Origin of the sequence: Enterobacter cloacae complex sp. P15RS (assembly GCF_014895905.1) — a bacterium.
Lineage (GTDB): Bacteria > Pseudomonadota > Gammaproteobacteria > Enterobacterales > Enterobacteriaceae > Enterobacter > Enterobacter quasihormaechei.
The window spans coordinates 234032-246617 of the sequence record NZ_JADBQL010000007.1; the positions used below are offsets into that span (position 1 = coordinate 234032).

Annotated in this window: 14 protein-coding genes and 1 tRNA gene; 10 read left to right on the forward strand and 5 right to left on the reverse strand. The window is 56.1% G+C overall.

The features are described from left to right. Positions 1-97: 97 nt before the first annotated feature. From IM267_RS05405 to IM267_RS05415, 3 genes are read left to right on the forward strand one after another with little or no spacing between them, the layout of a single operon-like run. The gene (locus tag IM267_RS05405; protein ID WP_193032960.1) at positions 98-1102 is read left to right on the forward strand and encodes an ABC transporter substrate-binding protein; all 1005 of its coding nucleotides are present in this window, start codon (positions 98-100) and stop codon (positions 1100-1102) included. After that, positions 1102-2133: an iron ABC transporter permease gene (locus IM267_RS05410; RefSeq protein WP_193032961.1), complete on the forward strand. Its 1032-nt coding sequence runs from the start codon at positions 1102-1104 to the stop codon at positions 2131-2133. Before IM267_RS05405 ends, IM267_RS05410 begins: the two co-directional genes overlap by 1 nt. Further along, entirely contained in the window at positions 2130-2966 is an 837-nt protein-coding gene (locus IM267_RS05415) for an ABC transporter ATP-binding protein (RefSeq protein ID WP_193032962.1), read from the forward strand. Before IM267_RS05410 ends, IM267_RS05415 begins: the two co-directional genes overlap by 4 nt. Here the strand turns inward: IM267_RS05415 and IM267_RS05420 are convergent. Both IM267_RS05420 and IM267_RS05425 read right to left on the reverse strand, forming a co-directional pair. Beyond that, positions 2953-3040, reverse strand: a tRNA-Ser gene (locus IM267_RS05420). The genes IM267_RS05415 and IM267_RS05420 overlap by 14 nt on opposite strands. 138 nt (positions 3041-3178) lie before the next feature. Continuing rightward, positions 3179-4813 (reverse strand): ABC transporter substrate-binding protein, encoded by a 1635-nt coding sequence (locus IM267_RS05425; RefSeq protein ID WP_193032963.1) that lies wholly within the window; start codon positions 4811-4813, stop codon positions 3179-3181. Positions 4814-5083: 270 nt separating this feature from the next. On the opposite strand from IM267_RS05425, the gene yccA reads away from it, so the two are divergent. Further along, complete coding sequence (gene yccA / locus IM267_RS05430; protein WP_047726838.1) at positions 5084-5743, forward strand: FtsH protease modulator YccA; 660 nt, start codon at positions 5084-5086, stop codon at positions 5741-5743. An 88-nt stretch (positions 5744-5831) separates the two neighbouring features. After that, positions 5832-6161 (forward strand): sulfurtransferase TusE, encoded by a 330-nt coding sequence (tusE, locus tag IM267_RS05435; RefSeq protein ID WP_193032964.1) that lies wholly within the window; start codon positions 5832-5834, stop codon positions 6159-6161. On the opposite strand, the gene yccX is transcribed toward tusE, so the two are convergent. After that, on the reverse strand, positions 6158-6439 hold the full coding sequence (gene yccX, locus IM267_RS05440; RefSeq protein ID WP_173937209.1) for an acylphosphatase: 282 nt from the start codon (positions 6437-6439) through the stop codon (positions 6158-6160). The two genes, tusE and yccX, sit on opposite strands and share 4 nt — an antisense overlap. Before the next feature lie 93 nt (positions 6440-6532). Between yccX and rlmI the strand changes: the two genes are divergently transcribed. Continuing rightward, positions 6533-7723 (forward strand): 23S rRNA (cytosine(1962)-C(5))-methyltransferase RlmI, encoded by a 1191-nt coding sequence (gene rlmI / locus IM267_RS05445; RefSeq protein ID WP_063866307.1) that lies wholly within the window; start codon positions 6533-6535, stop codon positions 7721-7723. Positions 7724-7783: 60 nt separating this feature from the next. Continuing rightward, on the forward strand, positions 7784-8101 hold the full coding sequence (gene hspQ / locus IM267_RS05450; RefSeq protein ID WP_006809336.1) for a heat shock protein HspQ: 318 nt from the start codon (positions 7784-7786) through the stop codon (positions 8099-8101). A gap of 32 nt (positions 8102-8133) precedes the next feature. Here hspQ and IM267_RS05455 read toward each other — a convergent pair whose 3' ends face one another. Further along, positions 8134-8547 carry a CoA-binding protein gene (locus IM267_RS05455; protein ID WP_006809337.1) on the reverse strand — a complete coding sequence of 138 codons (414 nt, stop codon included), beginning with the start codon at positions 8545-8547 and terminating at the stop codon, positions 8134-8136. Between the two features lie 172 nt (positions 8548-8719). On the opposite strand from IM267_RS05455, the gene IM267_RS05460 reads away from it, so the two are divergent. Together IM267_RS05460 and mgsA are read left to right on the forward strand one after the other, a co-directional pair. After that, on the forward strand, positions 8720-9382 hold the full coding sequence (locus tag IM267_RS05460) for a DUF2057 family protein (protein ID WP_193032965.1): 663 nt from the start codon (positions 8720-8722) through the stop codon (positions 9380-9382). An 80-nt stretch (positions 9383-9462) separates the two neighbouring features. Then, positions 9463-9921: a methylglyoxal synthase gene (mgsA, locus tag IM267_RS05465; protein WP_006809340.1), complete on the forward strand. Its 459-nt coding sequence runs from the start codon at positions 9463-9465 to the stop codon at positions 9919-9921. Between the two features lie 39 nt (positions 9922-9960). Here mgsA and helD read toward each other — a convergent pair whose 3' ends face one another. Next, the gene (gene helD / locus IM267_RS05470) at positions 9961-12015 is read right to left on the reverse strand and encodes a DNA helicase IV (RefSeq protein WP_112792844.1); all 2055 of its coding nucleotides are present in this window, start codon (positions 12013-12015) and stop codon (positions 9961-9963) included. Between the two features lie 122 nt (positions 12016-12137). On the opposite strand from helD, the gene IM267_RS05475 reads away from it, so the two are divergent. Further along, positions 12138-12584: a YccF domain-containing protein gene (locus IM267_RS05475; RefSeq protein ID WP_003858149.1), complete on the forward strand. Its 447-nt coding sequence runs from the start codon at positions 12138-12140 to the stop codon at positions 12582-12584. Positions 12585-12586: the final 2 nt, after the last annotated feature.

Genomic DNA, 12586 nt, shown 5'->3' on the forward strand with positions numbered 1-12586 from the left:
TGTATCCGGCTATGCAGTTCATTGCGGGCAACTGCGGTTGCTCTCAATCATAATACCTGTATTATGTTATAACATAACAATTACTGGATTACGTTCTATGTTCCTCAAAAAAGGGTTATTACTGGCGTCGCTGCTTTCCACTGCGCCTGCCGCTTTTGCAGTGACCTCCTGGCCCCTTACGGTTGAAAATTGCGGCATAAAGCAGACCTTTGCGAAGGCTCCTCAGCGCGTCGTGACCGTAGGCCAGCATGAAACAGAATTACTGCTCGCTCTGGGGCTGGAGAAAAAGATAGCCGCGACGTCGGTCTGGTTTGGCAAACTTCCGGCTCCGCTGGCGGAGGCCGGGAAACACCTTCCCCGGCTTGCGGATAACTCGCCATCCTTTGAAGCCGTAGTGGGACAGAAGCCTGAGCTCGTTCTCGCGCAGTATCACTGGCACATTGGTCCGCAGGGCGAAGTGGGGACACGTGAGCAGTTTGCGTCGCTGGGGATTAATACGTGGATCTCCCCTGCCGACTGCACGGATAAAGCGGTGACGGAAACGTCAAACGCAGACGGAGCACGAAGCGCGCCGTTTTCGCTGGCGGAAATCACGCGGGAAGTGACAGAGCTGGCGACGATTTTTGATGTTTCCGCACGGGGTGAACAGCTCAACCGCGCCCTGACGGCACGTATCGAAAAGGCCCGGGCGCGCGTCTTTGCGAAACCGCTTAGCGTCGTTTTCTGGTTCTCCAGCAGCCGTCTGAATGGCGATCCCTGGGTGGCGGGAAATTATGGCGCGCCGGGCTGGATCAGCCGTACGCTGGGGTTGAAGAACATTATTGACTCCCACGACGAATGGCCTGCCGTAACGTGGGAACATATTGCCCAATCGCAGCCGGACGTGATTGTCATCGCAGAGATGTCCCGCAGGCTCTACCCTGCCGATGACGTTGCGGTAAAACAGGCGTTCCTGCGAAGTGACCCGGTGACAAAGAACCTGCCTGCGGTCAGGAACAACCACATTATTGTGGTGCCGGCAATGTCGTTAAACCCTTCAATGCGTAACGTCGATGCGGTTGAACTTATCAGCGATCGGCTGGCTTCATTTCAGGACGAATAATGCGTCATTTCTTCACTGACCGCCGCCAGCAGGGGTTACTGGCGGCAGGCCTCCTGGCGCTGCCGCTGATGCTGGTTTTTGCCGCGAGTATCGGTGATATGCCGGTATCGTATGCCATTACTGGAAAAGCGATACTCAACGGCCTGGGATTGACGTCATACGATCTGCCGCAGCCAGAGGAAGGCATCGTCTGGCAGTACCGCATGAGCCGGGCGCTGATGGCTGCGTGCAGCGGCGGCGGCCTGGCGCTGTGCGGGCTGGTGTTACAGTCGATCCTGCGTAATCCCCTGGCGGAACCCTATCTGCTGGGCATTTCCGCGGGTGCCTCGCTGGGGGCCGTCTGCGTGATGCTTCTCGGCATCGGAGGAAGCGTGATTGGCGTGAGCAGCGGTGCGTTTGTGGGCGCCTGCGCCGCCTTTGCGCTCATCATGCTGATTACCAACGGCATGAGTGAAAGCCCGTCGCGCATTTTGCTGGCCGGCATAGCGGGCACCCAGCTCTTCAACGCTATGACCGCTTATATCGTCAGCACCTCCGCGAATGCCGAGCAATCCCGTAGCGTTATGTTCTGGTTAATGGGTAGCCTGAGCGGCGTGCGCTGGCCGGACGCGCTGCTGGCCCTGACCGTGACGCTTGCGGGTTTACTGGTGGTTCTTCTCTTTTCGCGTGCGCTGGACACCTTTACCTTCGGGGATGAGGTCTCTACAACGCTGGGCATACCGGTCACCGCCGTGCGTATTCTTTTGTTGCTGACCTGTGCCGTCGTTACCGCAACGCTGGTGAGCGCTATTGGTGCAGTCGGCTTTGTGGGGCTGGTCATTCCCCATGTGACGCGCATGCTGAGCGGTCCGGGCCATCGGCGCACGCTCCCGCTGACGTTTCTTATCGGCGCACACTTTATGATCCTGGCCGATATCGTGTCGCGCACGCTGATTGTGCACCAGGTGCTGCCCATCGGCGTGGTGACTGCGCTGGTGGGTGCCCCCGTTTTTATGGCGTTGCTTTATCAGAACCGGAAGGAGCATAGATGAATATTACCGTGGCCGGGTTAACCGTAACCCGACAAGCGCAGACGGTGCTTAAGGAGATCGATCTCAAACTGTCATCCGGGCAGATTGTCGGCCTGCTAGGACCAAACGGCTCGGGCAAGTCTACGCTGCTGCGCTGTCTTGCCGGGCTGTTTCCGCGACTGAGCGAATGTGTTGCGCTTAATGGCACGACGCTTGACATGATGCCGCTGAAAAAACGTGCGCAGCACATGGCGTTTGTCCCGCAACATGCTGAAGTCGATGGGGAACTGACCGTCGAAGAAATCGTACGGCTGGGACGTACCCCTTATCGAAAGGCGTTTCAAAGAAATACACGCGATGATGATGAGGCGGTTGAAGAGGCGATAAGCCTGATGCAGCTGGGCGGATTACGCCAGCGGTGCTGGCAGCATTTGTCCGGCGGGGAACGTCAGCGAAGCCAGATTGCCCGCGCGCTGGCACAGCAGCCGCAGGTGCTGCTGCTCGATGAGCCGACAAACCACCTGGACATACAGCACCAGCTGGAGCTGATGGGGCTGATTTCGCGCCTGCCGCTTACCGTCGTGGTTGCGCTGCACGATCTCAGTCTTGCGGCCAATTTCTGCCAGCGGCTGATCCTCCTGAAAGCCGGACAGATATCAGCCACGGGCGTGCCCGAAGAGGTGTTGACCCCAGCGAACATCGAGAACACCTGGTGCGTAAAAGCTCAGGTCTACAAGACCGACGACGGGATAACGATCAGCTACAGCATGGGTGGCATGGCAAAGACCAGGCGCAAAAGCAAAAAACCCTGCGATATCGCTATCGCAGGGTTTTCGAATTTGGCGGAAGCGTAGAGATTCGAACTCTAGAACCCTTTCGGGTCGCCGGTTTTCAAGACCGGTGCCTTCAACCGCTCGGCCACGCTTCCTAAGTGAGGCGAACTATAAACACCTCACCGCGCGCTGTAAAGAGTGCGGGCATTCGTTCGCTTTAAAAATAGCCAAAATGCGTTTAATCGGTTGAATTGACGACAGATTGGCCATTTTGGCAGCATACTATCCCCGGCTTAGCCCGAGTGCTTTTTGATGTACATATCTTTGGTGTAGTAGTACCCAAGCTTGTCCGGCGTGAATCCCCCTACCCACGGTTTCACCAGGTGCGTGCGCACGTAGTGATAGACAGGGATCGCCGGTACGTCACGTCCCAGCAGATCTTCTGCCTGCTGGTAGAACTTACCGCGCTCCTGAGCCGTTTTCGATTTCGCCGCATTCACTAACGCTCGATCGTAGTCCGGATTGCTGTACTGAGTGGTGTTTTGGCTGTCCCCGGTACGGAAGGTATTCAGGAAGGTTGCCGCATCGTCGTAATCGGCAATCCAGGCGTAGCGCACCGCGTCAAAGTTGTGGGTGTGCATGGTATCAAGCATGGTTTTCCACTCCTGATTTTGCAGCTTCGCCTCCACGCCGAGGTTCTTCTTCCACATTGAGCTGGCGGCAATCGCAATGCGCTGGTGCGATTCCGAGGTGTTATAGAGGAGATTAAAGCTGAGCGGATGGCTATCGTTAAATCCGGCTTCGGCCAGCAGCTTTTTCGCCTCGGCAATGCGTTTATCCATCGGCCAGCTGGCGTAATCCGGGGTCTGTAGCTTGACGCCGCCAATGTCCGGCTGGCTGATCAGCCATGCCGGCCGCTGCCCCTGCCCTAACACTTTCCCGGCGATAATGTCTTTATCCAGCGCCAGGTTCAGCGCCCTGCGCACGCGGGCGTCGTTGAACGGCGGCCGGGTGGTATTGAACTGATAATAATAGGTGGCAAGCTGCGGTGAAACGTCCAGCTCGCTCCCCAGCGTTTTCTTCAGCTGAGCAAACTGGTTGATCGGTACCGTGTAAACAATGTCAATTTCCCCCGCTTTGTAGCGGTTAACGTCTGCGGCTTCAGAGGAGATGGGCAGATAGGTCACCTTGTTGATGACGGTATGTGCGTTATCCCAGTAATGTGGGTTCCGCACCGCCACGATGCGTTCGTTAACCACCCACTGTGACAGCGTATAGGCCCCGCTGCTGACGAAGTGCTCCGGCTTGGTCCACTTCTCACCGAAACGACCGACCAGGACTTTATCTATCGGCACCAGAGACGGGTGAGCCAGCATCGCCAGGAAAGCGGCATTTGGCTGCGTGAGCGTAACTTCCAGCGTGGCGTCATTGATGGCTTTCACGCCCAGCGACTCGGGGGCTTTTTTGCCTTCTGCGATATCGGTGCCGTTAACGATACGCATGCTGCCGGGATAGCTGGCATACGGTGAAACGGTTTTCGGGTCGACCAGTCGCTGCCAGCTCCAGACGATATCTTCTGCGGTGATGGGGGTTCCATCGCTCCAGGTGATGCCCGGACGCAAATGAAAGGTCCAGACGGTGTTATCTTTATTTTCCCATTTCTCCGCCAGGCGCGGCTGGATTTCATCTGTTGGAGAGACGCTGACCAGCCCGTCGAATAAATCGCTGATTATATTAAATTCGACATCGCTTTCGACTTTATGCGGGTCGAGCGAGGCGGGTTCACTGCCGTTGTTCCTGACCAATTCCTGCTTCTCTGCCAGCTGGGTTCCTGCCGGCACGTTAGCCGCCCAGGTTGCCGTGCTGGCGCACAGGATCCCCGCGGTTAACAAAGAGAGCGTAAAGTGCGTGCGTGTTTGTGGTTTCATTTCCTTCGCCTTATTGTCTGTTTTTATGACGATCCGGAAATAACTCTTAGCGGCCTTAGGGAAATAACGCAATATTTTTCAGTAACCTATAAGAGGTTGATCTGCATCCGCTTTGCAAACCGCACTTCATTCTGAGGACTAGCGATTTTTCAGAAGAAAAAACCAGCATAATCCCTAAGGGGTTGAGTAAAGATGGGTAAAACCACTTTGCGTCTGCCGCGCCGTTTCTTATTCTTTGCGCTAATTACATCTGTCATAAGAGAGTGACTCATGGATCGTATAATTTCTTCTTCACGCGACCGCACATCGCTACTCAGCACGCATAAGGTGCTGCGCAATACCTATTTCATGCTCAGCCTGACGCTGGCGTTTTCAGCCATCACCGCGACGGCCAGCACCGTGCTGATGCTGCCTTCTCCGGGCCTGATCCTGACGCTGGTGGGTATGTATGGTCTGATGTTCCTGACCTATAAAACCGCGGATAAGCCGGTGGGTATTCTCTCCGCGTTCGCCTTTACGGGCTTCCTGGGCTACATCCTGGGGCCAATCCTGAACGCCTATCTGTCTGCCGGAATGGGCGACGTGATCGGTATGGCGCTGGGCGGCACCGCGCTGGTGTTCTTCTGCTGCTCGGCCTACGTGCTGACCACCCGTAAGGACATGTCCTTCCTCGGCGGTATGCTGATGGCGGGTATCGTGATTGTGCTGGTCGGTATGCTGGCGAACATCTTCCTGCAATTGCCTGCTCTGCATCTGGCAATCAGCGCGGTGTTCATCCTGATTTCATCCGGCGCAATCCTGTATGAAACCAGCAACATCATTCACGGCGGTGAGACCAACTACATTCGCGCCACCGTGAGCCTGTACGTGTCGCTGTACAACATCTTCGTCAGCCTGCTGAGCATCCTGGGCTTCGCCAGCCGCGATTAACCCACCGTGCTGTGAACATGGCCCCGCTTATGCGGGGCTTTGTTTTTTTGGTAAACTGATGCGGTTTTTGACAAACGCGTGAATGATTATGTTGAGTTTTGAAGGCAAAGAGATCGAAACCGATAACGACGGTTATCTGAAAGAGAGCAGCCAGTGGAGCGAAGCGCTGGCGGAGAAAATTGCGGAAAACGAAGGGATTAGCCTCTCCCCGGAGCACTGGGAAGTGGTGCGCTTTGTGCGCGAGTTTTACCTTGAATTCAACACGTCGCCGGCGATCCGCATGCTGGTCAAAGCCATGGCGAATAAGTTTGGCGAAGAGAAAGGCAACAGCCGTTATCTGTATCGCCTGTTTCCGAAAGGCCCGGCAAAACAGGCGACAAAAATTGCCGGCCTGCCAAAACCGGTAAAATGCATTTAATAGCGAATACTGAAGTCAGCGTATTCCCGGCCGGGTTGATGCGGTTCCGTTAAAACCTTATCAACCCGCGCGCTTCGCGGTCCGCCCGCTTTTAGCCACGCCACCAGCTTCTCAACCTTATCCGCATCACCGCAGGCGACTACCTCCACGCTGCCATCATCCATGTTACGCGCATACCCGGTCAGCCCGAGCTGTAGGGCTTCGCGCTGGGTGCTGTAGCGGAAACCGACGCCCTGTACGAGGCCGTGGACCCAGGCAATGGTGCAAACATTTGACATCATCCTTCTCCTTATCCGACTGGCGCGTTGCATTTCCTCACTGAAGTCGGGAAAATGGCGGCCATTTTACTGGAATCGACAGAATAGCAAATTATGAGCGTACGTTTAGTGTTAGCCAAAGGGCGCGAGAAGTCATTACTGCGCCGCCATCCCTGGGTCTTCTCCGGCGCGGTTGCCCGCATGGAAGGCAAAGCCAGCCTCGGCGAAACCATCGATATTGTTGACCATCAGGGGAAATGGTTAGCACGCGGCGCATACTCGCCCGCCTCTCAGATCCGCGCGCGCGTCTGGACGTTCGATAAAGATGAAACCATCGATATCGATTTCTTTGTCCGCCGTCTGCAACAGGCGCAGCAGTGGCGCGAGTGGCTGGCAAAGCGCGACGGACTCGACAGCTATCGTCTGATTGCCGGTGAGTCTGACGGCCTGCCGGGCGTGACCATCGACCGCTTCGGCAATTTCCTGGTGTTGCAGCTGCTGAGCGCCGGGGCGGAATACCAGCGTGCTGCGCTGATCAGCGCCCTGCAAGCGCTGTTCCCGTCATGCGCCATTTACGACCGCAGCGACGTGGCGGTACGTAAAAAAGAGGGCATGGAGCTGACGCAAGGCCCGGTCACCGGCGAATTGCCGCCTGCCCTGCTGCCTATCGAGGAGCACGGCATGAAGCTGCTGGTGGACATCCAGGGCGGCCATAAGACCGGTTATTACCTCGACCAGCGTGACAGCCGTCTGGCAACGCGCCAGTACGTTGCCGATAAGCGCGTGCTGAACTGCTTCTCCTATACCGGCGGCTTTGCGGTCTCTGCTCTGATGGGCGGCTGTGCCCAGGTTGTCAGCGTCGACACCTCCCAGGAAGCGCTGGACGTGGCAAAGCAGAACGTCGAGCTGAACAAGCTGGATCTGAGCAAAGCGGAGTTTGTGCGCGACGACGTATTTAAGCTGCTGCGTAAATACCGCGACCAGGGCGAGAAATTTGACGTCATCGTGATGGATCCGCCGAAATTTGTGGAAAACAAAAGCCAGCTGATGGGCGCCTGCCGTGGCTATAAAGACATTAACATGCTGGCGATCCAGCTGCTGAACCCGGGCGGCGTACTGCTGACATTCTCCTGCTCTGGCCTGATGACGACAGATTTATTCCAAAAAATCATCGCCGATGCCGCAATAGATGCGGGTCGTGATGTACAATTTATAGAGCAGTTCCGTCAGGCCGCCGATCACCCGGTGATCGCCACCTACCCGGAAGGGCTGTATCTGAAAGGGTTTGCCTGTCGCGTCATGTAACTTGAAAAGAGAAATATTGCCCGCACATAGTGTGTATGTGATGTTTCCCGGGAGGTGACTATGATTGCCAGCAAATTCGGTATCGGCCAGCAGGTCCGCCACACCTTGCTTGGATATTTGGGTGTGGTCGTGGATATCGACCCGGAGTATTCCCTTGATGAACCGTCAGCAGACGAGCTGGCGGTTGACGCAGAGCTTCGCGCCGCGCCCTGGTATCATGTGGTCATGGAGGGCGACGATGGTCAGCCTGTCCATACCTATCTTGCCGAAGCGCAGTTGAGTGGTGAATTACAGGATGAGCATCCGGAACAACCCACTATGGACGAGCTTGCTCAGACCATCCGCAAACAGTTACAGGCACCAAGACTGCGAAATTAAAGGTGTAAAAAAGCCCGTCAAGCGGGCTTTTTTTATTTTGCGAGCCCCAGACGGGGGATGTCGATTGCCGGACAGCGATCCATTACCACCTTAAGCCCGGCATCGCGTGCCAGCACGGCCGCCTGCTCATTGATCACGCCCAGCTGCATCCACAGCGTTTTCGCACCAATGGCGATCGCCTCCTGCGCCACGCCCCAGGCCGCCTCTGAATTGCGGAACACGTCCACCATATCCACCTTTTCCGGCACATCCGCGAGCGTCGCATAGCCCTGCTGCCCCAGCAGCGTTTTTCCCGCCACCTTCGGCGAGACCGGGATCACGTGATAACCCTGATCCAGAAGGTATTTCATTACCCGATAGCTTGGGCGATCCGGTTTGTCGCTCGCGCCAACCAGCGCGATAGTGCGCGTGGACGTCAGGATCTCGACAATGTCGTTTTCTTTCATGCTCTTCCTCCTGGTTTTTTTCAAAGTGTACGTCAAAGCAGCTATCTCAACCACGCTGTCCCTACAGAAGTATGAGGGCAAAACGGCAGAATATGTCTATATGTTAGTAAACGTGATTATCGAAAAATTTTGATACATTCTTACATGGGTAGTTTGTCTACAGGAGTCTGCTATGAAAACCGGCATTGCCTCGGCTGTGGTTGTGTTAATCATGCCGGTGTGTGTTTTCGCAACCACCCTCAGACTCTCACCGGACGTTGACTTGCTGGTGCTGGACGGGAAAAAAGTCTCCAGCTCTCTGCTGCGAGGCGCAGACAGCATCGAGCTGGATAACGGTCCGCATCAGGTCGTTTTTCGGGTGGAAAAGACGATTCGCCTCGCCGACAACGAACAGCATATGTACATTTCTCCGCCGCTGGTCGTCAGCTTTAACACGCAGCGTATCAGTAAAGTCAACTTCAGGCTTCCGCGTCTCGATACAGAGAAAGAGTCACAGGCCTTTGACGCTTCGCCACGCATTGAACTGGTGGACGGGGATTCCATGCCCATCCCGGTAAAGCTGGATATCCTGGCGCTGACAAACAGGCCCAAAGGAACGGATTACGAAGCAGACACGGCGATCTATAACAGAGCCAGCCGGCCCGCCTCCCTGCCTCAGTTCGCTACCATGATGGCAGACGGCAGCACCCTGCTTTCGGGCGTATCGGAACTAAATGTGCTTCCCCCTCAGTCGCAGACGCTCACCGAGCAACGCCTCAGGTTCTGGTTCCAGAATGCCGATACGGATACGCGGGCCCGTTTTCTGCAATGGGTGAAACGACAACCGTCGTCGTAAGCCACATTTTTTCGTCCTTTCTCTTGCAGCATCAGTCAGTTCCCGTCATCGTGTAGCGAGGTAACTTCACGGATAAGATTATGGAACTGACAACACGCACACTTCCGGCGCGCAAGCACATTGCTCTGGTTGCGCACGATCACTGTAAACAAATGCTGCTTAACTGGGTTCGTCGCCATCAGCCTCTTCTCCAGCATCATGCCCTTTCCGCCACCGGGACAACCGGTAATCTGATCCACCGCGAAACCGGTCTGGAAGTGAATGCCATGCTGAGCGGCCCGATGGGGGGTGACCAGCAGGTCGGCGCTCAGATTTCGGAAGGCAAAATCGACGTACTGATTTTCTTCTGGGACCCGCTGAACGCGGTGCCGCATGACCCGGACGTAAAGGCGCTGCTGCGTCTGGCGACAGTGTGGAACATTCCGGTGGCGACAAATCTTTCAACGGCCGATTTCATCATTGAATCACCGCAGTTTAACGATCCGGTAGAGATTTTGATCCCGGATTACCCGCGCTATCTTGCGGAAAGGCTGAAGTAGTTTTTTGCCCGGTGGCGCTGCGCTTACCGGGCCGACATGTTACGGCTTTCTCGCTACCGGCACATCAATACTCTTCAAAATATCGACAAACACCGACGGCTCCTCTTTGTTGAACAATAGCCACACGCGATGCCGCGCGCGGGTTATCGCCACGTACAACAAACGCCGCTCTTCGGCATCCGGGAAATCTTCGGGAACCGGCAGTAACGCCTCTTCCATCACGGATTCCCGCGCGGGTGCCGGGAAACCGTCGCTCCCCTCTTTTAGACCTACCACAATCACGTAATCAGCCTGCTGCCCTTTACTGGCGTGAATGGTCATAAAATCGAGCTGTAGTTTTGGCCAGCGCGTCGCCGCTTTTTCCAGCGCCGCGGGTTTGAGGTGGTGGTAACGCGCCAGCACCAGGATCCGCTCATCGGGTTTCGCATAGCCGCTCAGTTTGTCCAGCAACGGCTCCAGCTGATCCTCCGCCAGCAGGGTGACGGCCTTTTTATCTCCCGGCGTCAGGCTGTTAAGGGGCTTCGACAGCTGATGCGGGTTCTGCTGAATAAAGCGGTTGGCAATTTCACCAATCCGCGCGTTAAAGCGGTAGGTGGTGTCGAGATCGCTGCGGTCGCCTTCACCAAAATAGTGGTGGAAAGCCGTGGTGAGGGAAAGCTGCGCCCCGCTGAAACGGTAGATTGCCTGCCAGTCATCGCCCACGGCAAACAGCGACGTGTGTTTATTCTGCGCCCGCAGCGCCGAAAGCAGCGCAGCGCGCTGCGGCGAGATATCCTGAAACTCATCCACCAGAATGTGTTTCCACGGACTGACGAAGCGCCCTTTTTCCAGAATGATAATGGCCTGATGGATCAGCCCGGAAAAATCGACCGCGTTTTCCTCTTTCAGCGCGGTTTTCCACGCTTTGAGCATCGGCGCCATCAGCTTAACCCGCTTAGAGAAGACGGCGCGGATCGCTTCCGGTGCGCTTTCTATCATCTCGGCCTGAGAGCCGCCGTGCATCCGCATCAGGCTTACCCACCGGTCGAGACGGGAACCCAGCCGGCGCGCCAGCTTTTCATCCTGCCAGAAGCTGCCCTCCGGCACCGCCCAGTTCAGCTCCTCTTCAAGCCACTGACGCCAGCCTTTCGCCTGCGCCTTTTTCTCGCTGCACTGCTGACGCCATGTCTTGATAAACAGCGCCTGGCGAGCCTGAGCATCACTCTCCAGCTTGCTGACCACAGGAACTTTTTTGCTGCCCTGTTGAATGATATGTAACGCGAGAGAGTGGAACGTGCGCGCCGAGATATCCTGGGTATGCAAACGCGCCTGAATGCGTTCGTCCATTTCCTGCGCCGCTTTGCGGCCAAAGGCCAGCAGCAAAATCTGGTCGGCAACCGCCTCGCCCGTCGTCAGAAGCCAGCCCGCGCGCGCCACCAGCACCGATGTTTTGCCGCTACCGGCCCCTGCCAGCACCAGCAAAGACTGCTCGCCATTCACCACGGCGCGCGCCTGGGCAGGATTGAGGGGCGATGATTCCACCGTGCTGAAGAAATCGGCATATTGCGTAAGCATCGCATCGGTCCAGGCCTGGTTGTGCGCCAGACGGCTTTTCTCAATATCGCTGAGCCATGCCTGACACTGCCGCCACGCGTCACGGCAGTTATCAAATTCCTCCAGCCGCGCCACGGGTAAAGGCAACGCCGTCAGCGCCTGGGTGATTTTTTGCTGAAGCCCGGCGGTTTGCTGACGCGTCAGCCACTTCTGCTGGGTATTGCTTAACGCGATATCGTCCAGCACCTGGTGCAGTACCTGTGCGGCAATCACGCTCATCTCCTGGCTCCACTGCTGCCAGCGCGCGTTCAGATGATGATGGAAGCGCTGGGTTTCAGCCCACTCCGTCCCATGGAGTCGCACCACTTTCTCTGCCGGCAGGACGAACTCCAGCTCGCCCCACACCAGCCCACGCTTGCAGTGGATGGCGAGCAGCTGATTAAACGGAATAAGGTATTCGTGGCGTTCACCGGAGACTTTCACTCCCGCATTGAGGAGGACAACCTTGTCGTAAGGGTGCTGCGCCAGGCGTTTGCCCATTGAAGTAGCTTTCAGTTCCATATCCTGCCGGATCCACGAGGTAATAATTTGTCAGACAGTTTAACTGCCAGTTTTAAGGTGCTCCAGCCCAAAAAAACGTTACAATCACCAGGCGTTAATCATATCGAAGGAAATGAGGGTTTATGCGTACCGTTCTGAATGTGTTGAATTTTGTCCTTGGCGGTTTTGCCACCACCCTTTCCTGGCTTTTCGCCACCCTGGTGAGCATTGTGCTCATCTTTACGCTTCCGCTGACGCGCTCCTGCTGGGAAATCACCAAACTGTCCCTCGTTCCTTATGGAAATGAAGCCGTACACGTGGATGAGCTGGAGCCGGAAAGAAAAAATGCCCTGATGAATACCGGCGGCACGCTGCTGAATATTCTGTGGCTGATCTTCTTTGGCTGGTGGCTGTGTCTGATGCATATCTTCGCCGGTATCGCCCAGTGCATTACGATTATTGGCATTCCGGTTGGCATCGCTAATTTCAAGATTGCCACCATCGCCCTGTGGCCGGTTGGACGCCGCGTTGTCCCGGTCGAAGTGGCGCAAGCCGCGCGTGAAGCCAATGCCCGTCGTCGTTTTCAGTAATA

What these genes read in the sequence shown, in the direction of transcription:
- IM267_RS05405 (WP_193032960.1), top strand. Translation starts at nt 98, where the DNA reads ATGTTCCTCAAAAAAGGGTTATTACTGGCGTCGCTGCTTTCCACTGCG.
- IM267_RS05410 (WP_193032961.1), top strand. Translation starts at nt 1,102, where the DNA reads ATGCGTCATTTCTTCACTGACCGCCGCCAGCAGGGGTTACTGGCGGCA.
- IM267_RS05415 (WP_193032962.1), top strand. Translation starts at nt 2,130, where the DNA reads ATGAATATTACCGTGGCCGGGTTAACCGTAACCCGACAAGCGCAGACG.
- IM267_RS05425 (WP_193032963.1), bottom strand. Translation starts at nt 4,813, where the DNA reads ATGAAACCACAAACACGCACGCACTTTACGCTCTCTTTGTTAACCGCG.
- yccA (WP_047726838.1), top strand. Translation starts at nt 5,084, where the DNA reads ATGGATCGTATAATTTCTTCTTCACGCGACCGCACATCGCTACTCAGC.
- tusE (WP_193032964.1), top strand. Translation starts at nt 5,832, where the DNA reads ATGTTGAGTTTTGAAGGCAAAGAGATCGAAACCGATAACGACGGTTAT.
- yccX (WP_173937209.1), bottom strand. Translation starts at nt 6,439, where the DNA reads ATGTCAAATGTTTGCACCATTGCCTGGGTCCACGGCCTCGTACAGGGC.
- rlmI (WP_063866307.1), top strand. Translation starts at nt 6,533, where the DNA reads ATGAGCGTACGTTTAGTGTTAGCCAAAGGGCGCGAGAAGTCATTACTG.
- hspQ (WP_006809336.1), top strand. Translation starts at nt 7,784, where the DNA reads ATGATTGCCAGCAAATTCGGTATCGGCCAGCAGGTCCGCCACACCTTG.
- IM267_RS05455 (WP_006809337.1), bottom strand. Translation starts at nt 8,547, where the DNA reads ATGAAAGAAAACGACATTGTCGAGATCCTGACGTCCACGCGCACTATC.
- IM267_RS05460 (WP_193032965.1), top strand. Translation starts at nt 8,720, where the DNA reads ATGAAAACCGGCATTGCCTCGGCTGTGGTTGTGTTAATCATGCCGGTG.
- mgsA (WP_006809340.1), top strand. Translation starts at nt 9,463, where the DNA reads ATGGAACTGACAACACGCACACTTCCGGCGCGCAAGCACATTGCTCTG.
- helD (WP_112792844.1), bottom strand. Translation starts at nt 12,015, where the DNA reads ATGGAACTGAAAGCTACTTCAATGGGCAAACGCCTGGCGCAGCACCCT.
- IM267_RS05475 (WP_003858149.1), top strand. Translation starts at nt 12,138, where the DNA reads ATGCGTACCGTTCTGAATGTGTTGAATTTTGTCCTTGGCGGTTTTGCC.